This window comes from Neobacillus niacini (assembly GCF_030817695.1).
GTDB lineage: Bacteria > Bacillota > Bacilli > Bacillales > Cytobacillaceae > Neobacillus > Neobacillus niacini_F.
Window position 1 is genome coordinate 4374915 of record NZ_JAUSZQ010000002.1, and the last position, 21934, is coordinate 4396848.

Here is a 21934-nt window from a genome sequence, read left to right on the forward strand (position 1 = left end):
TATTATAAAAAAAATGACGGGATTAATCCCGTCAATCTTACTCGTGCTGATCCATAGGGTTATAAAGCTTCACGTCTGGATTTTTTTCTTGGAACCAACGAAGCGCAAAATCATTTTCAAATAGAAATACATAATGATCAAAGCGATCCCTTACAAGCAGACTTCTAGAACTCGAGAGATTTTCATCCACGACATCCCCTTCTATCCATCTGCCTATTTTAGAACCTATACGTTCCATCAATACCTCAGCATTGTATTCATTTCTCATCCGATGTTCAAAAACCTCGAATTGCAGTTGTCCAACAGCACCTAACAAGTAATCATCCGTTTTGACTGTTTTGTAGAGTTGAATCGCACCTTCCTGAACAAGCTGCTGGATTCCTTTATAAAATGATTTTTGTTTCATTACATTCTTTGCCGAAACCCTAACAAAAAGCTCCGGTGTAAATTGCGGCAGTCTTTCAAATTGGAAGTTGTCTTTACCCGCGGTAATGGTATCACCAATTTGGTAAGTACCAGTATCGTAAAGACCAATAATATCCCCGCTGACAGCCTCATCAACCGTATTTCTTTCCTCAGCCATAAAAGAAGTGGATTGAGAAAGCTTAATTTGTTTACCTAAGCGAGGTATATTAACGGTCATTCCTCGTTCAAATTTTCCTGAACAAATACGAACGAAAGCAATCCGGTCACGATGGGCAGGGTTCATGTTTGCCTGAATTTTAAAGACAAATCCTGAAAACTGTTCAGCAAGTGGATTAATTTCTCCTATCGATGAATTTCGCGCCATTGGTGCCGGAGCAAATTGAAGATATGTCTCTAGGAAGGTTTGGACCCCAAAAGTAGTTAATGCACTTCCAAAGAATACTGGGGTAATTTTTCCTTCCGCTACTTTTTCAGGAGAGAAATCATTTCCAGCTTCGTTTAACAGCATAATTTCTTCGAGCGTTTGGTCATACAGTCCAGAAGCCTTTAAAGGATGGTCACCTTCTATTTCTCCATCACTATTTAAAGAAATGAAACGATCTTCTTCATTTACTCTAAATTGTTCGATTCGATTATAATATCGGTCGTAAATCCCCAGAAACTCTTTACCCATCCCTATTGGCCAATTCATTGGATATGACTCAATTCCAAGAACCTCTTCTAATTCAGCAAGAAGCTCTAAGGGCGCTTTCCCCTGACGGTCAAGCTTATTAATAAAAGTAAAGATAGGAATTCCGCGCATCCGGCATACTTTGAATAGTTTTAATGTTTGTTCCTCAATACCTTTAGCAGAATCGATAATCATAACCGCACTATCAACAGCCATTAAAGTACGATACGTATCCTCACTGAAATCCTGGTGTCCCGGAGTGTCCAAAATATTGACACGAAAATCATTATAATCAAATTGCATAACGCTGGAAGTAACAGAGATTCCACGTTGCTTTTCAATTTCCATCCAGTCACTCGTCGCAAACTTACCTGTTTTTTTAGCTTTTACCGTACCAGCGTCACGAATTGCGCCGCCGAATAATAATAATTTTTCTGTTAATGTTGTTTTCCCGGCATCCGGGTGAGAAATTATCGCAAAGGTTCTGCGCGATAATACTTCTTCTTTAAAATTGTTACCCATTTCTAATTCCTCTCTTTTGACAATCCAAAAATTTTTCTCGTATCCTTAATCTTATAGTCTGGCGGTCAAATTTGCAATCCTTTAATAACAATCCAATTGGAAATCTATTTCCACCCATTCCCACATCGCCTTTTGCCATTTTCCTTTTATAATAGAGTAAGACTCTGTTTAAGGAGATGACGATAATTGAATCAAAGTAAAAAACTAGTCTCAAAGATTATTCCGCTCATCGCAGCATTATTAATATTACTGGCAGCGATAACTTGGTTTATCCAAACAACCAATAATAAAATTAAGATTCCTTTCTCATCAGTGGAAGAAACCATTCAAAAACAAAATGGTAAACCAATAGCACTGACAGAGCATTCTGACGGCAGCATTCTTCTGGAAATTGACGGTCTCAAATACGAATCACATGTTCCGCCGAATAGTCAAATGATTGACAAACTCGTTGAAAAATATAATATTCATTACTCTTTTTCTAATAGCAGCCGTTTTGGAAAGTGGATCTCGGCAGGTATACTACTCGCCCTTGTTGGAACTGCTTTCGTACTTCAAAAAACAAAAGGCGGGTTTGGTCTTTCAAATTCAATGAAGAATAGTGTTTCTCAAGTAAGACCTCTTCCATCCATTAGTTTAGATGATGTTGGCGGGATTGGTGAAGAAATGAAGGAAGAAATTCTTCAGACACTTTCAACACTGAAAGAACCGGAGAGAGCCATTAAAATGGGGATTAAGCCGCCAAAAGGTATCCTTTTATATGGACCTCCAGGTACAGGAAAAACATTATTAGCTCAGGCGATCGCCCGGGAATTAAATGCATCCTTCTTTTCAGCCAGTGGGTCGGCGTTTAATGAATTATTTGTAGGTGTTGGGGCCAGCAGGGTCCGCTCTTTATTCCAGACTGCAAGAAAACAAGGTCCTGCAGTAATCTTTATTGATGAAGTAGACGCCTTGGCCGGAAGAAGAAAGGCCCATGGCGGTGAAGAAGCTGAAAAAACATTAACCGAACTCCTTGTCCAGCTTGATGGGGGGCATTCAAATGATGGAATATTGTTTATTGCCGCTACGAACAGAAAAGATATGCTTGACGAAGCGTTCCTCCGACCTGGTAGAATTGACTTTTCGTTCCATGTTCCGCTTCCTGATACAAAAGGGAGAAGAGAAATTATTACTATTCATACAAAAGGGAAAGCACTTAGTAAAGAAGTCGCAGCCTCTTTAGATGATTTAGCTGAAAGTACCTCCGGCTTTTCAGGAGCAGAGCTGCAATCATTGTTTGAAACAGCCAGCAGACGGGCAGTACGTAATGGACAGGATGTACTAACAAAAGCTGATCTTGATTATGCGCTTGATCGGACAATATTAGGAAGTACTTCACGTTCTTTACAAGATCTTGACACGAAGCGCCGTGTTGCCATTCATGAAGCAGGGCATGCCATTGTAGCATCATTAACGAAGCCGGGATCTGTAAGAAAAGCGACCATTATCCCACGTGGTGAGGCACTGGGATATGTTGCACCTATTCCAAAAGAGCTTCATTTATCAACGACAAGTGATTTACTTGATCGAGTCGCAATGGTGTTAGCCGGTGGTGTTGCCGAAAGAATGCTGCTTGGTGAACATAGCATAGGTGTCAGTGGAGATGTACAGCAAGCTAAGCAGATTATCGAACAAATGGTAGATACTGGTATGCTTCAGGAAGGGTTTACCCTTACCTTTAACAAACAGGACAAAGAAGGAAAAATGCAAGAACTGTTTGAAAAAGGCTTAGAAAAGGCAGAGAATCTAATAAAAAGCCATCAACATCAGTATAAGCAATTAGTCGATAGCTTATTAAAGAAAGAAACACTTGAAGGCTGTGAGGTAGAAGAAATTGTCCGGGGACAGGCTCCTGATGTTTCTGCATAAATGAAATGAATGTTCCTGAGGCACACTAACTTTATATATCCTTAAGGAAGTGTATGCAAATGGTTGACCCACAAATTTATTTTGAAGCAAAGAAACATCGTGAAGGTGCTAAAGGGTATATCGATAATCCCAAAAAGACCGAAGGCTTATTGAAGAAGGCAATCCTCAAGGCAAGAATTAACAAAGGCACTTTAGGAGATGCATGGGAAAAGCTGCAATTATTTTTTGATTTAGTCCAGGCATATTCAAAAGGCGAATATCGAAACGTTGCACCTACTACCATCTTAACCATTATTGGTGCAATCCTATATTTTGTTTCTCCTTTGGACGTGGTCCCCGATTTTCTCGTCGGATTAGGGATAGTTGATGATGCCGCCGTCATAAGCTTTACGCTTAAAAAATTATCAGTTGAAATCAATGAATTTAAAAAGTGGAAACTTTCAACAACAAAAGGAAACCCTCTTGATTAATCAAGAGGGTTTCCTTAAAGCTTTTTTGTTTAGCTGCTGCGCCTATGCGCTTTTGCTTTTCTTATTATCTAAAGCAAGCTGCACCTACAATAATCAATAGGATAAATAAAACGACGATTAATGCAAAGCCGCCGCCAAATCCAGTACCGCAGCCCCCATAACCAAAGCCGCCACCGTAACCGTATCCATATGGCATATTTATAACCCCCTCTTTAATTTAATAGTATGCTCAGCACCAAGAAGCCCCGATAATAATTAACAAAATGAACAATACAACTAGAAGAGCAAAGCCTGCGCCGTACCCGCCATGTGAACCAGACATTTACATTACCTCCTTTTTATAATTCCATATATCCTATTCATGCTGATAAAAATGTGCGATAGACACATATCCAAATAACCCACTTTTCAAAAAAAAGAATAAGCCCAATCTAATTGGACTTATTAATCATTTAGGATCTACGATTGGAAGGAGCCGGTCTACTAATCTAGGTGACAGCGGCTGTAGTGAAGTAAAACAGCTGAGGTCTACAACTAAACAATTCGAAGTTGTTCTCAATGAAAAAACATCGCATAAATCAACTGGATAGCCATCTATATCCACTGGTACAAGTAGTGATATTGTTGCGCAGCATCTCCTTACATCTACTGCTTCCACTCTAAAGACATTTGTTGTGAAAAAGTCACCATTATTTGTCCAACCAAAAGCTTCAAATTGACATTTTCCTGATGAAAGTATAAAAGGAATAGTGTCATATCCAAAATCCTCACTTATAAAACGAAATTCATCAAAGGATAACTTTTTTTGTTCTTCTAAAAGTTGCTGCAGGTCCTGACATATACAAACTTTCTTATGTTTTTCCCCCATAATCAAACCTCCTTTCATTTTTCTAAACAGGCTGGACGTAAAATTTAATTTGCTGTGCGCCATTCATGGCACTTTCTCTTGCTTGATCCTTTGAATCAGCTGCAGCTAATACATAACCATATCGTTGTCCCATTGAACGAGGTGGAGTTACAAGTTGACCATATTCTGCCTTTGTGTATACTTCTAAAACACCAGCTTGTTGTTTGGCTGAATCCCAACCAGTTACTTTAAGTAACGTCCCGACCGATTTAGCAATTAAATAATGGGTATAAATAGCCTTATTTTGTTTTTTTCTTAAATCTGGTTCTAACCCTGTGTACATTCTTATTGTCTGTTCTGCGAGGTTAAAACCAAACGCTTCCTCAATCATCCGATTCATAGCTCCCCCAGCCATCCTCGGATTAATCTCAATTAGCTTCCAGCCTTTATTAGTTAATTTTATTTCTAAATGGCAAGTACCATTTCTTAACTGAAAATCCTCTATAATAGACGAAACAGTTTCCTTTAGCCCCGACAGTCGTTCTAAGTACAACTCTGGACAAACAGAATAACCTGTGATTATAAACCGTTCACCCTTTGTTACTTCCTGCTCCACAATCGCTGCAACTGTGATGGTGGAATCATAGACAACGATTTCAATCAAATATTGTGGTCCCTCTAAATATTCCTCGACTAATATAGGAGATTCAGGGTTTCTTCGGTGAAGTTGTTTCACCCCATTTTTACATTCCCTAGCATTTTCAACCAGTATTACATCTTTTGAACCATTGGATTGTGGAGATTTGATAATTACAGGAAATTGGTCCTTCAACTCATTTATCTCATCCTCAATTGTTTCAGTAGAACTTAAAACTTTAAAAAATGGAGTGTAATGTTTCCCAGCTAAATACCTTCTGGTCAAAATTTTGTCGGTCATAATTTGCAACGGTTCATATGTGAGTGGGATATCGCAAAGCGTATTGGTAAGCAAGGCCGCCAAATAAACATATTCATCTAAAAAGCTTATAAAACAAACAACCTTTTTCCCCTCTTCAATTAGGTTAGTTATCTCTGTGAGTATTTCATCTGTATCTGACATATTTAACAGGCGTACATCATCTATTTCGTTATATTCCTCCCTTTCTTCAACAAAAATGGTGCGATTCGTAAAAAGAATTATCTCGTAGCCTAGTCTTTTTGCGGCCTTAATTCCTTCATAGCTTGATCCTGTTTTATTTGTACCTAAGAAAACAATTGATTTCATTTTTTGCACCCACCAAATGTCATCACCTTTTTGTGATAGTTTTTCCTGTTACAATAAAATATTCTTTTTCCGGCAGTTGGTATAGGCATGTTCATTATGTACGAACAGTTATTTGACCATTAAATTTAAAGTGTGACAGGTGCCTGCAATAAAAATAATGGACAAGTGTTTAGAAAAAACCATATCCTAGGTTTTAAACCGTTAAAGGATATGGTTCACCACGATTTTAATGCCCACTTGGATGTGGTAAGCAAAAAACCAACAACTTTTTGTTGTTGGTTTTTTGTAACAATATCCCTAGGCTCCTGCCTTTTAAAAATTAAAAGTAAACAAAAAAAATGATTAACGCTAATAGGATTCGGTAAATCGCAAAGGGAACAAGTTTAATTTTATCAATTAGTTTTAAGAAAAAGCGGATTGAGATTAAAGCAAAAACAAAGGCACTAATAAATCCTGCAATAAAAAAGGGAAGTGCGTCTATCGTCATATACTGCCAATTTTTTAATAAGGAAAGGAAGCTGGCACCCGCCATAATAGGTACTGCCATAATAAAAGTAAAATCAGCAGCTGCACGGTGACTCAAGCCAATTAGAACGCCACCAGATAGAGTTGAACCGGAACGAGAGAAACCCGGCCACAATGATAAACATTGAATGAGACCAATAGTAAGTGCTTGTTTATACGTAATTTGATCTACGGTTTTTATCTTTGGTGTTTTTGGACCAAAGCGATCAGCAATAATCATGAAAATAGCACCAATCACTAAACCGATTAAAACAGTCTCAGTCGAAAATAAGTATTCATCTATATAGTCTTCTAGTAAAACCCCAAAGATTCCAGCAGGAATTAATCCGACTAATACGTGAGTTAATTTTAAACGACTACCTCTTGGGGCAGATAGCTTATTTTTCATTCTACCCATTCCTAAAAGGTCAATAATCCTGTCTTTGAAGGTGACGACAACAGCTAAAATAGAACCAAGCTGGATGACTACTTTAAAAGTATTCGCTCCATATTTCCCCAAAAAATCTTCTGATTGAAGCCACATATCATCAACAATGATCATATGACCTGTTGATGATACTGGGGCAAATTCTGTTAGACCTTCAACTAATCCTAAAATGATTGCTTTAATAATCAATAATAAATCCATGGTTATGTAACTACTCCTAACTATTTCTTATGTTTTATAATTTCAAAGATATGGAATAACCTATTAATTGTACTCAATATCCATTGCCATAAGCAAATATTTTTTTCATAATAAGATAGCGAGGCTATGCAGCCTCGCTACTTTATTGTGATATTATGCGATTAACACGCCCATTAAATTTCTCAAACCAATAACCATTTGTCATATCAGCTATTGCCACACCTGTTGAACTTTGTGAGCCTAAGAATTTTCCAGCACCGAGGTAAATGCCGACGTGTCCGTCTTTTTTATAGGTATCAAAAAACACAAGGTCTCCAGGCAGCATTTCTCCTACACTAACAGGTGTTCCTGTGTTTTTCAATACTTCTGTGCTGGCACCTATTTTGATATCAACCTGAGTAAACGCCCAACTGACAAAGGCTGAACAATCAAACCTTCCATTTGTAATATCATATTCATTCCGACCGCCGCCGAATACATAAACCGAGTTGCCTACATACTTTAATCCTTCAGATATAAGACTTTTAACGGTCTCATTCGTTAACAACATAGAATCATTCGGAATTAGTTTTGGGTCTAGATCAGTTAAATCATACATAGCTGTAAGTGCAGCATCCTGTTGCATTAAGCCTACCTGTTCGGCAAGTGTAACTTGCTCTTTTTTCTTTGCCTCTGCTCTTAACCATTCATTTTGTTGCTTTTGTTCTAAAATTAGCGATTGCATTCCTTCTAATTCCACTTTCATAGCCTGAAGCTCTACTAATTTATCTTCTACTTGAGCTTGCTTTTTCTTAGTCTCCTCTTTATCAGCTTCATGTTGTTTAATAATATCTTGGTCTGCCTCGACAAATGAGGCTACGGCACCCACCCGATCTACAAAGTCCTTAAAATTTGAGGAACCAAGTAGTACATCAAGATAGTTGACCTTACCTCCATTTTCTTGAAATGTAAGTACGCGCCTTTTTAAAATTTCATTACGCTTACTAACTTTTTCATTTAGCCTTAATATTTCTGCTTCCAGCTTCTGTATCTCTAATTCAGAATCGCTTATTTTGTTCTCAGTTTCAAGAATGATTTGATTATTATCATTGATCGCTTGCTCTACCCGTTTGATTTGTTCATTAATTTTTTCAATTTCCTCTTTTACTAGGATAAGCTCACCATTTCCTTTTAATAGTTCTAATTGGATTTTTGAACGCTGCTCATCAATTATATGCTGGTTATTATTTTCTTCTGCTTCTACTTGAAGTAATACAGTTGGACTTCCGAACGTGATTAATGTACAAAATGCCATAATCTTCTTTTTCAAGTTTATTTCCCTGCTTCCTTCATCGCAAATAGCAATAATATTTGGTATCTATGTAACTTCTGCAATTAGCAGTTTATTACTTAGCAAAAATAATCCTTTATACCCACTTTTATCCTATTCAATTGCAAGTAGAAGTATAGCATGAAATGTTGTCAGTTTAATAATAGTAATATTAAATTTTTGTTTCAAGTTACTACTATAAATATGTTCATTGATTAACATGAAAAAGCAGGCCAATCGGATGTATTGGCCTGCAAATTTATTCTTATTCTTATTACCTTGCTTTTAGAAGTTCTTTAACGCTATTTTTTCCGCGATTTACAATTTCAATATGTGTATTTCTAGCCAGTTTAAGATATTCGTTTGTAACCTGCTGCCATGCATTTTGGCGTTCGCGACCATATGCAATGTTGGCTTCTGTACTCTTTTCAAAATTATCCTCTAACTGGTCAATAATTTGGAAAACAGATTTGATTGGAGTAAGAGCAAGGTTTTCTAATTGATGAGATACCTCTTTAAGCTGCTCTTTAAGCTCCTCCCTTTCATTCTTCAATTCCGCTTCGAATCTTTCTTCGTCTTTCATTAGTTGTTCCCTGCGTGCATTCATTTGCTGCATGAAACCAGAAACAACTTCTTTGTTCGTTTTTTTACTTTGTTCAAACAGATTAGCTATTGATTTTCTATATTGTTTATTAAACTTGATGACTTCTCTTATTGCATTCACATATGCATCTTCACTGCTTTCCCGCAGTTGTCTTGCCCGCTCAATTGATTGCTCATACTGATTCCAGAGTGTATCAACAAATAAACCTTCATTATTAGTTTCTTCTGCTGCGGGAATCATCTTTACTTCAACAGCTTGAATATTTTCATTCTTTTTCTGTGCCATCGTCCTTCCTCCTCTTTTTACTGTTTTCTTTCTCTATCGGATCCCTCGTTTGAAATGAAGGAATATAGAGTTCAAGGAAACTTGAATACATGTTGAAGAATTGGTCTAGCATCGATTGGTACGATTCTAGTTGATTGGCATAGCCTTTTAAGTATGTAATACCAGCTTTTGTAATGGAATATCTTCTTTTGGCAGGTCCACTGCCGTTTGTATCCCACTCAGATGATACTAGTTCTTCCTTTTCGAGTTGTCTTAACAGTCTGTAGAGATTACCCTGGTCAATCGTTTTAAAACCAAATCCTTGTAATTTCTGGCTTAGCTCATATCCGTGAAGAGACATTCTGCTAAGAAGCAATAGAATAAATGGCAGAACAAAATTTTTTGAAGGATTGACAGACTGATTGTCTTGATTTACCATTTCAAATCACCCCACCTATATGTATTTTACACCTATCAGTAATATTTTGTCAACTTTACAAATACATGTTATTATATGGTGTGACATCACGTTTACAATATTCGTAACTTGGTAATAAAATAATTTGCACCCCACTTAGTTCGTTCTCTCATGTTGATTAGTACATTCCACTTTTTCCCTAAAAAACTCAGAAAGCCGTTACTGGAATTTAAGAAAGTTAGACTGGGTGTCGCAGCAACAGATGACGCCTTAAAAGAAAAAGCTGCTCATATGAGCCTATATTCTTGGTCAGAGGAAAATATGTATCATTTCAAGCGCTATTTCCAACCGAAGCGTCACTCTTTTTAAATTTTTTAAAAGCATGTTTCCAAGTTAATAATATTTCTTTATTACCAACGATTAAAGTTCCAACACTAATTATTGGATGTCAATATGACTCGGTTTTACCAGTATGGATTCAATACTGTATGCACAAGCTCATACCACATTCAGAATTTATCATTATGAGAAATTCGGGGCATTTAGCAAAATGGGAAGCAACAGACCGGTTTAATCTTCTGCTAAGAAAGTTCTTAAACCGGCATAAGGCTGTTGCTTGATTTATATAAGTAGGAAGGATGGGGGTCCTTTCCGCTTTTATCCTGTTTCACTTAAATACTTATCCTTTTTGGTTGGAATATTCAATATACCAGCCCACATCTCATTAATTTGTTTAAAGCCTTGGTATGGATCATATATATTTTCTTTTGACATTTTTCATCATCCTCAGGAGTTATGACTTTGTGACTTCTTCTGCTTTTTCCATATATTTATTTAAAGGGAACATGAACGTTTTTAATTGGCCAGTAAGAAGACCAACAAACCCTTTTTGACTCTCATAGATTAGGCTTGCCGCTTGTTTTAATGTTGTAATATATTGCTTCCTTCCATTCTTTCGAACAGCAATATATTTTTCAATCATGTTGAGATATTGATCCATCATTTGATTATTCATAACCATTTGTAATGGTGTACTTAAAATAGAAGCGGTTCTTTTTTGAATTTGGTCAATTTGCTGATTAATATCTTCATACGATCTTTTTGGGAAAATATGCTGTAGGACTGTGGTAGACATTAAAAATTCCTCTCTCGCTGTTCTTTCCCAAATTGTAAATTCTTTATTGAACTGTTTCCCGATAGATTTAATATTCTCTTGATTTCTTTTAATACTTTCAGCAAAACACATGGCTTCTTTCAAAAACATATCATCACGAAAATCAGCGTTCTTCTCCCACTGGTCAAACTCACTAAAGGCGTGCTTCCAAAGAATGTCTAAGCTTGAAAACTGTTCTTGATCTCTTAATTCTGTTGTTTCAGGTAGTTTTGCTTCTTTAATATTATCAAAGTCATTTTGACTTATCCCTGTTTCTTGAATACTCATTGGCATTTCTAATTTTTCCGCCGTACTCAAGTGTTTCTTCAGCAATAAGCGGTCCTTCGGCTAAACTATTTACTTTATAGCAGGCTAGAATAGGGCTCAATTTAAAACTAGTTTCACACCATATACTGAAAAAACGCTCCTCACCTATAAGGGAGAGGAGCGTTTTTTCGAATCAGCCAGTATTTCGTAAACCAGCTGAAATTCCACTAATAGTTAGTAGTACCTCAGTTAATAATTCTTCCGATGGTTCGTCTTGGTTTCTTAATTCCTTAATTAATTCTACCTGTAAAAAGTTTAGTGGATCCACATAAGGATTTCTACGATAGACTGAGTCTTTAATGTTTGGGGTATGATCGAGTAATTCATCATCCCCAGTGATTTTGAGAAGAATAGCTTTCGTTCTTTCATATTCTTCAAGGATATTCGAGAAAATTCGCTCAGCAATCTTCTGGTCTTCTACTAGTGATAAATATTCTTTAGCAGTGGTAATATCTGCTTTCATCAGCGCCATTTGAAGATTATCGATGATGGATCGGAAAAATGGCCAGTTTTCATACATTTGCTGTAATTGTTGTAAATTTTGTTCGCTTTTTATAACATAACTTTCTAATCCAGTTCCTGCCGCATACCAAGCTGGAAGGAGCTGCCTGCTTTGTGTCCAAGCAAAAACCCATGGAATTGCTCTTAAATCCTCGAATCGGCCGCGATTTTTTCTGCTCATTGGTCTTGAACCGATATTTAAGTCACCAAGTTCCCTTAACGGGGTTGCTTCATTAAAGTAGGTTAAAAAATCTTCATCCCCAAAAACGAGTGATTGGTATTTTTTAAGTGCTGCATTAGAAATCTCTTCAATGGCAGACTCCCAATATTCATCCCTCAAATTCCCAGGCTCTGCCTCTTTAGATACATGTGCTGTTGCGAGCATGAGAGTGGAAGTTGCCTGTTCTAAGCTTCGATAAGCGATGTCTTCAAGCAAATAGCGGGAAGATAGGACTTCACCCTGCTCCGTAATTTTCACTCCATCACCAATCGTTTCGGCCGGTTGTGAAAGCAGGCTTTTGTTTAACGGACCGCCTCCGCGCCCAAGAGAACCGCCACGACCATGGAAAAACTTTAACCCTATGTGGTACTTGTTTGCCATTTCATGGATTTCAAGCTGAGCCTTATAAAGCTTCCAGTTAGCCGTTAACGTACCACCATCTTTACTGCCGTCTGAATATCCAAGCATAATTTCCTGCTGGTCATTCATTACTTTTAGGTGATTGCGATATACAGGCATTTGGAACAAAGTTTCCATAATTTTAGGACCCGCCGTCAAATCATCAATCGTTTCTAATAGTGGGGCAACATTTAATTGACTTTCGACACTTCCATCAGCATGGAGTCTATAAATACCAGCCTCTTTCGCAAGAACGAGTATTTCAAGTAAATCACTTGCAGACTTTGTCATACTTACAAGATAAACAGAAATTGATCGTTTTCCAAATTCTTTATGGGCATTTCTAATCATCTGAAACACCTGAATCATTTGCTGTGTTTCCGGTGTATAATCTTCGTTTAATAATAAAAGCGGACGTGGGTCCTTTAAGATATTTTCTAGTATTTTTACCTTTTCGTCCTCTGAGAGCTGAGCATAATCATCTGTTATTTGCACTTTTCGTAAAATCTCTGTAATAGCTGCCTCATGTTCACCGCTATGATTACGAATATCAAGTGTTGCCAAATGAAAACCAAAGAGTTGTACCTGACGGATTAGCTTTTGAATCGTTTTTAATTCATGGGCTGCAGGATGATGGTTATTTAAACTTCTTTTCACTACATATAAATCTTCTAATAATTCTTCAGAAGAATGATAACCTAAATCTGATTTACCCACTTGTTTCAAACGTTCGATAATAATAGCAAATTTACGGCGATAAACCTCCCCTTTAACTGGCCATTTCTTATCTTCTGTTAAAAACTTGTCCTCATCCTTCTCCAAGGATTGTACTAATTCATCACTTACATCTACCCGGGTTGTGGAATGACTATAACGTTTCATAAGATCAACCAAGACATTTTTATATTTCTTCAAGACAAGCTTACGCTGCTTATGTAATGTCTCCCACGTAACCTCCGGAGTTACGTTCGGGTTGCCATCACGGTCTCCGCCTATCCATGATCCGAATCTAAGGAAATTTGGAACATCCCATTTTGCAGCGGAATAATTCTTTTCTAAGCAAATTTCTACTTCTCGATGGATCTCTGGAAGCACTTCAAATAAGGTCTGATCAAAATAATACAGCCCGTTCCGGACTTCATCCAGTACAGTTGGCTTATTATGGCGAAGTTCATCTGTCTGCCATAAAATCGTTACTTCATTAAACAGACTTTCTTCAAGCTTTCTTCGCTCCCTTTTTGTTAATAAAGGATAGTCAAGTTTTTTCAATATTACAGCAATACGTTGTTGTATTTCTAAGATGGAACGTTTAGCTGCCTCTGTTGGGTGTGCAGTAATGACCAGTTCAAGAGATAATTTGTTTAATACCTCTTGAATCATATTTTCATTAATATTGTTTTCCTTTAATGAGAGAATCGCACTTTCGATTGAATCTGGCTGAACGATTGAATCATCCTCTAGCTGATATTGTCGTCTTCTTCGAATACGATGATTTTGTTCGGCGATATTTATCAAATGGAAATACATTGAAAATGCACGAATAACCTGCTTTCTCATTGGGCTCTTGAGGCTTGTAATTACTTCCTTTAATTCGGAATAAATTTCGGTATCAAAATGAGTTCTTAATGTTTTACACATAAGACGAATTTTTTCCACTTTATCGAATAGTTCAGTTCCGCCATGGCTTACTAGGATTTCCCCTAGAATTTGACCTAGTAATTTTACATCGCGGCGAAGTGGAAGACTGCTGTCATTCACCTTTAATTCTGTACTCATGCTTTCACCCTCCTGTACTAGTAAATTTACTAAATTTTTTATTTATTAATATAACATAACTTTGGTCTCATGTTAAAAAATTTTTTAATTATTAAAAAAAAAACAATCCGAATTGACCATCGGATTGCCAGACTTTACCTTTAACTTCGATTAAATTCTTCCAGTTTAGTCGAGATGGCCGCTGCCACTTCTTCTGTTGATTTTGGAATTGCATTTTTAAAAAGTGAATTAGCCAATGAACCTAATGCCCCGCTTGCATTAATTTCGAGAAACCCAGTCAGCAATGTTTTATTCTGATTAACGGCACGTGCTTCGAAATAACCTTCACCGATATATTTTTCATTGGTTCGCCTTAATTCAAAGCTTACCCTGGTTGGTTCGTTCCATTCTTTAATATCTATAACCAAACTTACCTTTTTTTTCATTATTCCAAGGTCACTTTTAAATTCCCATGTTATTATACTGGTATTAATTTGCTCATGCTGTATATAACCAGGCACAAGTGGTGCCCAATTATTTGCATCCCTGATGAAGTCCCAAATCACATTTATCGGGATAGCTAATTCTATTTGTTGTTTTTCACTAGGCATTTTGTATCCCTCTTTCATATTAAATGTAAAAGACCTTCAATGTTAGTTGAAGGTCTTTTTATTATTTATATGATTCATAGTTTCTTTATAGAAGGATGAAATTGCCGATGTTTTAGTGATTATATTTGGCCAGGAATTCATGTATTCGTGCTGCTGCTTCTGAGAGTCTCTCTGCCGGCTGTACTAATGCAATCCGAACATATCCTTCTCCTTGTTTTCCGAATGCGTCACCGGGGATTACAGCTACGCCAGCTTGATTAATTAATTCAAAGGCGAATTGTCTTGATCTCCATCCGTCCGGGATTTTGGCCCAAAGAAACATCGTTGCAGGGGACTTAGCCAACTGCCAGCCGCTTTTTTCTAGTCCAGCCATAAGGGTATCTCTGCGAAACTCGTACTCTTTTACCTGCTCTTTTAGAAGTGTGTATTCTGATGTAAGTGCAGCAACAGCTGCTTTTTGAATAGGATAAAATACCCCATAATCAATTTGTGATTTAAAGGTTCCCAGGATATTTAATGCTTGTTCATTGCCGACAGCGTATCCAATCCGGCAGCCTGCTAAATTAAAGGTCTTTGATAAAGAATTAAATTCAATCCCAACCTCTTTCGCACCTGGAACCGACATGAAGCTTATTTGTGGATGGTTGTCAAAGATTAATTCTGAGTAAGCAAAATCATGAACGACTAAAATATTATGACGTTTTGCAAAATCAATTACTTTTTCAAAAAAGCTTTTATCAGCCAGTGCTGTTACAGGATTACCAGGATAACTAAGGATCATCATTTTGGTATTTTCCAAGATATGAAGCGGAATATCATCTAGAATAGGCAAAAAGTTATTTTCTGCTAATAAGGCAAAAGGATACAGGGCACCGCCCGCAATGGTAACACTCGCTTCGTAAATAGGATAACCTGGGTCCGGTACTAATACATAATCCCCCGGGTTAATGATGGCTGTTGCTAAATGTGCAAGGCCATCCTGTGATCCCATTAATTGGAGCACTTCTTTTTTTGGATCAATGTCTACAGCATACCGCTGCTGATAAAAGGAAGATACAGCCTCATGAAATTCTGGTATTCCCTTTAAGGTGTATCCGTAATTCGCTGTGTCACTCGCATATTTTACAAGTTCTTCTACTACAAATGCAGGAGGCGGTAAATCAGGGCTTCCCACACTTAAATCAATAACATCAAGCCCCCTGTTTAGTGCTAGCCGTTTTAAATCAGCTACCTCTTGAAATATACTAGCTGTTAATTTTTGAACTTTTTTAGAAGCAACAAGATTCATAGATTTATCCCCTCAATTATGTAATTAACCCAATTTATTGATTCATTTTAACAAATTTAATCTATTTATAAAATTCTTTCTACTCCAATATTCTAAAAAGGATTGATTATCAAATCGACTTCTTTTAAGATGTAGGTTAATTGACAGTTTATAAATTGGAGGTAACGTGCAGGTGAAAGTGATTCAGTATGTAATATTTTTATTGGGATTGACCTTCTTTGGCTTAGGTAATGCAATAGCCGTAAAGGTTAAGCATGTTGGTTTACACCCCTGGGAAGTTTTAAATGTGGCTTTATATCAACATTTCGGACTTACTATTGGGACTTGGGGAGTAATCTGCGGGTTATTACTGATTATCATCTCTTTTTTTACAGCAAGAGAGTATATTAAAATCGGAACTTTCCTAAATGCCCTTTTAATTGGACCCATTATGGACTTTTTCCTATGGTTAGATTTTTTACCTGAGCCAACAAATTCTTGGGTAGATTATCTTATATTATTCTTTGCCATTGTCATTGCGGGTATTGGCGGGGGGATGTATGTTGCGGCCGGTCTAGGCGCCGGACCACGAGATGGCTTTATGCTATCAATTTCGATTAAAACAAAATTATCCGTTAGTCAAGCACGTATCCTTGTTGAAAGTTTTATCTTGATCATTGGTTTTATATTAGGAGGACCTGTATTTATTGCCACGTTCCTCTATACATTTATCCAAAGTCCAGTATTCCAAAGGTCCATGAGCCTTTTTAATAGCCTAATTGAAGTGTTTAAAAATAAGAATAAACAAATAAGAGAAGACGTGTATTTATAAAGACACTTCTTCTCTTATTTTAACTAGATAACTTCTATTCTATCAGTACTAAAATCGTGATAATATTTTTGATGAGATAAATCGTTTATATCATGTTCATTTGCCTCTTCAAAATAGGATGATAATTTTCCTTCATAGACTAATTCTAAAGAATTAGATTCTTTTATATCATCTGGTGTAACAAGTGAAAGCGGCTTTTGTTTATTGATTTTCACTCCTGATTCCTCTAGAAGGGCGGCAACAAAATGCGAACAAAAAAATGCATTTTTTCGATCCAGCTCCAAGTTAAACATGACAGCGAATAGACCTAAAAGATTATAGCGATAATCCCCTTTATTTTTTTCAATTTCTTTAATTTTTTGACAAATTGTATCATACTGCTTTTCTGATATTGTACAGCAATAAATAGCACAATCAGCATTGCGAAAGATACCGCCACGGATATTTTCTCTGACAAAACCAGCTAGGAAAGGATTACGAGGTCTTTTTCTTCCAAAACTATAGACATCCCAGAATTGGTCATCTAATGCGATGGAAGCATGATTATGAGGCTTCTTCGTATATAGTTTAATAATTTTCGTTAAAACCGTCCCAGTATCAGTAAGAAGTACATAAATCTTCCTCATCCTATATTCCCCCTTCATTTTACTATAGGAAGGGACTTCTCTCGTTATATCCCTTAATGAATTCAATCATTTATTTTATTTTAACGTGTCTACCTTTAGGCTCACACAATCTCGAGCATGATTTTAAACTAAGACTTAAGACTTACTGGGTTAACGGGACTCTCTTATGCTCTTATATTATAATTTACTAAATTAAATTCCTCATAGAAACACATTTTTCCTGTTTTTTTTATAAAATTTACCCATTTTTAACAATTCAAGCATAAAATAATACATTCATGAATGTTAGGGGTGTAATAAATGGGATTATATATTAACAATGGCAAACATCCTAAAGTTTATAAAAATAAAAAGAAGATATCTGAACCAAACCAAAAGGTGGTGAGAAGAGATTATCTTTCAGAAGTTATAGACGAGCAGCATCAAGCAAATGTTTCACTAATTAATGCCATCAATGAAATAAAACACCGGTTTTTAAACCAAGAGGTTGTACAGGCAAATAATTTGGATAAAATAGTCAATCAGTTAAATGAAATTAGCACTAGTAACCAAAAGCATACTGAGTATGAAGAATTAATCATCCATTTGTTGAAAACACAAGAGGAACTGCAAAAACAGCTATCCGAAAAAATCAATAAACAAGAAGAGTTTCAAACGGGTGTATTAACTCGGTTAGACAAACAAGAAGCATTGACAGAGAAAATCTTTCGGCAATTAAATCATATTCGCTCCATCCTTTTTGAACGGACTAACTATCTTGCGGAAAAAATCGACGAAGGATATAAAATTACTTCATCCTATGTTTATAATCTAATGACTGGTTCGGATCAGCCGTTAACATTTTATTTAATGAACAATAAAAAAGGGGAAAAACAGAAATAGACTGAGGTGCCATAAAACAATGGCACCGTGTTATTTTAAGGCGACTTTTTGATAGCATTGAATAAAGTTTTTTAATATCTCTTTTCCACATGAGGTTAATATCGATTCAGGGTGAAACTGTACACCTTCAAGAGGAAGTTCTGAATGCCGAATTGCCATGATTTCACCATTCTTGGTCCACGCAGATACCTCCAAACAGGCTGGCAGCGTCTCCCTTTTTACAATCAATGAGTGATACCTCGTTGCCGGAAATGGATTTGGAAGTCCTTTAAAAATTGTTTTACCATCATGGTATATATCGGAGGTTTTTCCATGCATTAATTGCGAAGCAGGAACAACATCACCTTCATAAGCTTGAGCAATAGACTGGTGTCCAAGACAAACTCCCAAAATGGGAATCACTCCTGAAAATGTCTTTATAACCTCTAGGCTTATTCCTGCCTCACTAGGATTACCTGGACCTGGGGAAATCATTAAAAAATCAGGATCCAATGTTCTAATATCATCTAAGGTGGTTTGGTCGTTCCGCTGTATAACTATGTCCTCCCCCGACTCCCTTAGGTATTGAACTAAGTTATAGGTAAAAGAATCATAATTATCTACCATGAAAATCATTTCTGCTCACCTATTTCCCTTCAAACAATTCATTTTCTTCTAACTATCAGCTTGTTTCATCATACATGAATATCAAAAACAAAAGAAGCCCTTTCTACTATGAAAAGGGCTTCCAATATGAATTAAGTCTGTTAGGTAATTTTGCTATGAGATTTTCTTTAATTCCTCAGATAACTTGAGGAATGTTTCTTTATTTCTTTCTTGTAGGGAGAGGTCGATTTCCTTTCGGAGCACTTCTCTTCTAAATTCAATCAAGGCGTGGTTTAAAAACATCTCTGCAATTACAGAATCGTTGTTCTCATCAGTTTGTTGTGGTGAATTTAATAATCTCTTTTCCATGGAAATCAACTCCTTGAGCTTTTTTTAATTATACTGTTAATTATCTAAAAATTCAAACATTTTATTCGATATTATCAAAAGAAATTTTTTCCTGCTCTTTTTCTACGTTTAACTTGTCTGTTGATTTCCTCCTTAATTTAAGAAAAATTTAATAGTTTATTTAGATTGCTTTTATAACTCCCGATTACACTGAGTTTGTAACATTATAATGATTGGAGGAAATGTGTATGAATAAGAAGCTTTTGGCGGTTATTGGGATAAGCGGGACGCTTATGTTAGGAAGTGTTTATTCGATTTCAGCGAATACATCTGGTTACGATCTTTACAAGGAAGCCTTAAAGAAAACTCATTCGGCTGATAGTGCGACGTTGGAATTTAACCTTAACATTGAGGACAACAAAAAGTCTATATTAACATCCCATTCCATTTTCAAATCAGATTCTGTTAATCAACTAAATTCCATCTCTACTCGGTTAGCCAATGAATTAGAAACAAGCAATATGAACTTGTACAAGCAGGATGGGAACTGGTATGTGATCAAGGAAGGGCTTGATACCGTCTACAAAATGGATACATCAACAAATCCACATCACAGTAATACAGCTGAATTAAAGGATGATCTAGAGAATCTTATCGATGTTATCACCAAAAATCTTCAACAACAAATTACTGTAGCAGAAAAGAAAGACGGTAATCACCTGATTGAGCTCGATTTAACCGGAAAGGAAATTCCTCTTTCTGCAAATGCATTGAGTACATTAATGATTAAACACGCTGTCATGATTCAAGACAATAACAAAACCGAAAGCTCGGATTTTCACGTTAAGGCGCAGCTACCTGAATTGGATCACGAAATAACCGTTAAGCAAGTTAAACTTACTGCACGAGTGAATAAGGAAAATTACATTCAACACCAGACTGTTAAGGTAATCGTAACAGGCAAAGATAAACAGGAAACTAGTCATGAATTAGTTTTAAATATTGATTTAAGTGCAACTGACTATAATTCAACTACGGTAACCCCTGTTGAGATACCTGCTGAAAAGATAGTCGAATTCAACCACGGTAGAAAGTAATCTTTAATGAGTAAACAATAGAGGTGACAATTATGGAAAAAGCAGTGGTTATTACAGGTATGACGAAGCAATACTCAAATGGCAGAGGAATACAGAATATTGATTTAACCATTAACCAAGGGGAAATAATAGGGATTCTTGGTCCAAATGGGGCCGGTAAAACAACCTTATTAAAATGCCTCACCGGTCTAGCCTCTCCAGATAGAGGAAAAGTTGAGTTATTTGGCGTCGACCTTCAAAGTAATTACAAGGAAGCGATAGCTCCTGTGGGTGCCTTAATTGGACCTGCTGTTGCTTATGAAAAAATGTCACCCTATAAGAATCTAAAAATGATTTCCCGCTTGTATTCTGGCATTATCGATGGTGATATTGAAATGGTATTAAAGCAGACTGGTTTAGCCCCTTATAAAAACGAGAAAATAGCCTCATTTTCAATGGGCATGAAGCAGCGTTTTGGAATTGCCTCAGCACTTATTTCCAAACCGCGCTTGATTGTTTTGGATGAACCGACGAATGGTTTAGACATTGATGGTTTGCTTTTGTTAAGAAAAACAATCCAGGAAGTTTCAAAACATTCCGGGGTAACTTTTGTCATTTCCAGTCACCATATATCAGAATTAGAAAAATTATGTGATCGATTTTGTTTTCTCATCAATGGGGAAGTTTCATTTTATGAAGATGGTAACGAGTCATTAGAGGATGTTTATGTCAGGAAGGTTGGGGTGGCAGTAAGATGAACACAATCAAAGCTAATACTTTAAATGAAATACAAAAGCTCCTGACAAAAAAGGTTACCAAGCTTTTTGTGCTCGCTGCGGTGCTTATTCCTGTGCTGACGAAGCTTCTTTTAAATAATCTATTTTTAACAGATTGGATGGCTTTACCGTCTGAAAATATAAATTTTACCTTGTTAGATTTATTTGTAACTATTTTAATACCTTTATTTATCTTTATAGCAGCCACAGATTTATTTACTGGTGAAGGTGAACGCGGAACCTTATTACAAGTAAGACCTATCAGTCGAATGGAACTATATTTATCCAAAGTAATCGCGATTAGTATTTTTAGCTTAATTTTACTTTTATTAGAATGGCTAGCTGTGATGATTAGCAGCGCTGTTTTTGATAAAGTTTTCGACATGGCTGCTATTTCTTCCAGTCTAGGGGCCTTTATTGTCTCATGGTTTCCAATTATCGTTCTTACCTCATTTGCTGTTATACTGGCACTCATGGTCCATTCTAGTGTGCTCGCTATTTCTGGCATGATTGTCCTATATTTATTTATGATGTTTATTCCTTATGTTCTGCCTCATTCTTTATACTTACTGCCATCTGCTTATTTGGATTGGTATATGCAGTGGCTTAGCGATGTGTCGTTTCGGTGGATGATACAAACTGTCACCTATTTGTGCTCTTCTTTCGCATTGTTTTTTTCAATAGGCTATTATATGTTTAATAGAAAAGAAGCCTAACT

At 36.5% G+C, this 21934-nt stretch carries 24 protein-coding genes; 8 read left to right on the top strand and 16 right to left on the bottom strand.

From position 1 onward, the window contains the following. Nucleotides 1–37 precede the first annotated feature (37 nt). A complete protein-coding gene (locus QFZ28_RS22065) occupies nt 38–1618 on the bottom strand; it encodes a peptide chain release factor 3 (protein ID WP_307196641.1) in 1581 nt (526 codons plus the stop codon). 186 nt (nt 1619–1804) lie between these two features. Between QFZ28_RS22065 and QFZ28_RS22070 the strand changes: the two genes are divergently transcribed. Continuing rightward, the gene (locus QFZ28_RS22070) at nt 1805–3529 is read left to right on the top strand and encodes an AAA family ATPase (RefSeq protein ID WP_307196642.1); all 1725 of its coding nucleotides are present in this window, start codon (nt 1805–1807) and stop codon (nt 3527–3529) included. A gap of 59 nt (nt 3530–3588) precedes the next feature. Then, a complete protein-coding gene (locus QFZ28_RS22075) occupies nt 3589–3999 on the top strand; it encodes a YkvA family protein (protein ID WP_307196643.1) in 411 nt (136 codons plus the stop codon). A gap of 64 nt (nt 4000–4063) precedes the next feature. On the opposite strand, the gene QFZ28_RS22080 is transcribed toward QFZ28_RS22075, so the two are convergent. From QFZ28_RS22080 to phaQ, 8 genes are all read right to left on the bottom strand, one after another. Continuing rightward, entirely contained in the window at nt 4064–4195 is a 132-nt protein-coding gene (locus QFZ28_RS22080) for a YjcZ family sporulation protein (protein WP_221820539.1), read from the bottom strand. Between the two features lie 33 nt (nt 4196–4228). Continuing rightward, nucleotides 4229–4321, bottom strand: a complete 93-nt coding sequence (locus QFZ28_RS22085; protein WP_307196644.1) for a YjcZ family sporulation protein — start codon at nt 4319–4321, stop codon at nt 4229–4231. Nucleotides 4322–4447: 126 nt separating this feature from the next. Then, the gene (locus tag QFZ28_RS22090) at nt 4448–4867 is read right to left on the bottom strand and encodes a CotY/CotZ family spore coat protein (protein WP_307196645.1); all 420 of its coding nucleotides are present in this window, start codon (nt 4865–4867) and stop codon (nt 4448–4450) included. A gap of 22 nt (nt 4868–4889) precedes the next feature. After that, nucleotides 4890–6110, bottom strand: coding sequence for an ATP-grasp domain-containing protein (locus QFZ28_RS22095; RefSeq protein WP_307196646.1), 1221 nt, complete (start codon nt 6108–6110; stop codon nt 4890–4892). Between the two features lie 319 nt (nt 6111–6429). Further along, nucleotides 6430–7263, bottom strand: coding sequence for an undecaprenyl-diphosphate phosphatase (locus tag QFZ28_RS22100; protein WP_307196647.1), 834 nt, complete (start codon nt 7261–7263; stop codon nt 6430–6432). Nucleotides 7264–7405: 142 nt separating this feature from the next. Further along, the gene (locus QFZ28_RS22105) at nt 7406–8572 is read right to left on the bottom strand and encodes a C40 family peptidase (protein ID WP_307196648.1); all 1167 of its coding nucleotides are present in this window, start codon (nt 8570–8572) and stop codon (nt 7406–7408) included. Between the two features lie 274 nt (nt 8573–8846). Then, entirely contained in the window at nt 8847–9461 is a 615-nt protein-coding gene (locus QFZ28_RS22110; protein WP_307196649.1) for a hypothetical protein, read from the bottom strand. Next, nucleotides 9442–9879, bottom strand: coding sequence for a poly-beta-hydroxybutyrate-responsive repressor (phaQ, locus tag QFZ28_RS22115; protein WP_307196650.1), 438 nt, complete (start codon nt 9877–9879; stop codon nt 9442–9444). Before phaQ ends, QFZ28_RS22110 begins: the two co-directional genes overlap by 20 nt. 150 nt (nt 9880–10029) lie before the next feature. Between phaQ and QFZ28_RS22120 the strand changes: the two genes are divergently transcribed. Then, nucleotides 10030–10227, top strand: coding sequence for a hypothetical protein (locus tag QFZ28_RS22120; RefSeq protein WP_307196651.1), 198 nt, complete (start codon nt 10030–10032; stop codon nt 10225–10227). Nucleotides 10228–10651: 424 nt separating this feature from the next. Here the strand turns inward: QFZ28_RS22120 and QFZ28_RS22125 are convergent, their stop codons facing one another. The 4 genes from QFZ28_RS22125 to QFZ28_RS22140 all read right to left on the bottom strand — a co-directional run bounded on the left by QFZ28_RS22125 (nt 10652) and on the right by QFZ28_RS22140 (nt 16112). After that, complete coding sequence (locus QFZ28_RS22125) at nt 10652–11344, bottom strand: hypothetical protein (protein WP_307196652.1); 693 nt, start codon at nt 11342–11344, stop codon at nt 10652–10654. A gap of 127 nt (nt 11345–11471) precedes the next feature. Next, complete coding sequence (gene ppc, locus QFZ28_RS22130; protein WP_307196653.1) at nt 11472–14234, bottom strand: phosphoenolpyruvate carboxylase; 2763 nt, start codon at nt 14232–14234, stop codon at nt 11472–11474. Nucleotides 14235–14374: 140 nt separating this feature from the next. After that, nucleotides 14375–14824, bottom strand: coding sequence for a CoxG family protein (locus tag QFZ28_RS22135; protein WP_307196654.1), 450 nt, complete (start codon nt 14822–14824; stop codon nt 14375–14377). Between the two features lie 112 nt (nt 14825–14936). Continuing rightward, nucleotides 14937–16112 (bottom strand): LL-diaminopimelate aminotransferase, encoded by a 1176-nt coding sequence (locus QFZ28_RS22140; protein ID WP_307196655.1) that lies wholly within the window; start codon nt 16110–16112, stop codon nt 14937–14939. A 166-nt stretch (nt 16113–16278) separates the two neighbouring features. Here QFZ28_RS22140 and QFZ28_RS22145 point away from each other — a divergent pair, with 166 nt between their 5' ends. Next, nucleotides 16279–16923 carry a YczE/YyaS/YitT family protein gene (locus tag QFZ28_RS22145; protein WP_307196656.1) on the top strand — a complete coding sequence of 215 codons (645 nt, stop codon included), beginning with the start codon at nt 16279–16281 and terminating at the stop codon, nt 16921–16923. A gap of 23 nt (nt 16924–16946) precedes the next feature. Here QFZ28_RS22145 and QFZ28_RS22150 read toward each other — a convergent pair whose 3' ends face one another. Then, nucleotides 16947–17549 carry a hypothetical protein gene (locus QFZ28_RS22150; RefSeq protein WP_307196657.1) on the bottom strand — a complete coding sequence of 201 codons (603 nt, stop codon included), beginning with the start codon at nt 17547–17549 and terminating at the stop codon, nt 16947–16949. A gap of 300 nt (nt 17550–17849) precedes the next feature. Here QFZ28_RS22150 and QFZ28_RS22155 point away from each other — a divergent pair, with 300 nt between their 5' ends. After that, a complete protein-coding gene (locus tag QFZ28_RS22155; RefSeq protein WP_307196658.1) occupies nt 17850–18431 on the top strand; it encodes a hypothetical protein in 582 nt (193 codons plus the stop codon). A gap of 30 nt (nt 18432–18461) precedes the next feature. Here QFZ28_RS22155 and pabA read toward each other — a convergent pair whose 3' ends face one another. Together pabA and QFZ28_RS22165 are read right to left on the bottom strand one after the other, a co-directional pair. Next, on the bottom strand, nt 18462–19046 hold the full coding sequence (gene pabA, locus QFZ28_RS22160; RefSeq protein ID WP_307196659.1) for an aminodeoxychorismate/anthranilate synthase component II: 585 nt from the start codon (nt 19044–19046) through the stop codon (nt 18462–18464). Nucleotides 19047–19190: 144 nt separating this feature from the next. Then, nucleotides 19191–19385 carry an IDEAL domain-containing protein gene (locus tag QFZ28_RS22165; RefSeq protein ID WP_307196660.1) on the bottom strand — a complete coding sequence of 65 codons (195 nt, stop codon included), beginning with the start codon at nt 19383–19385 and terminating at the stop codon, nt 19191–19193. 227 nt (nt 19386–19612) lie between these two features. Here QFZ28_RS22165 and QFZ28_RS22170 point away from each other — a divergent pair, with 227 nt between their 5' ends. Genes QFZ28_RS22170 through QFZ28_RS22180 form a run of 3 tightly spaced genes read left to right on the top strand, consistent with a single transcriptional unit; the run spans nt 19613 to nt 21932 of the window. Next, nucleotides 19613–20461 (top strand): hypothetical protein, encoded by an 849-nt coding sequence (locus QFZ28_RS22170; RefSeq protein WP_307196661.1) that lies wholly within the window; start codon nt 19613–19615, stop codon nt 20459–20461. Between the two features lie 32 nt (nt 20462–20493). Beyond that, nucleotides 20494–21198 (top strand): ABC transporter ATP-binding protein, encoded by a 705-nt coding sequence (locus QFZ28_RS22175; RefSeq protein ID WP_307196662.1) that lies wholly within the window; start codon nt 20494–20496, stop codon nt 21196–21198. Further along, nucleotides 21195–21932, top strand: a complete 738-nt coding sequence (locus QFZ28_RS22180) for an ABC transporter permease subunit (RefSeq protein ID WP_307196663.1) — start codon at nt 21195–21197, stop codon at nt 21930–21932. The genes QFZ28_RS22175 and QFZ28_RS22180 overlap by 4 nt, the downstream gene beginning before the upstream one ends. Nucleotides 21933–21934: the final 2 nt, after the last annotated feature.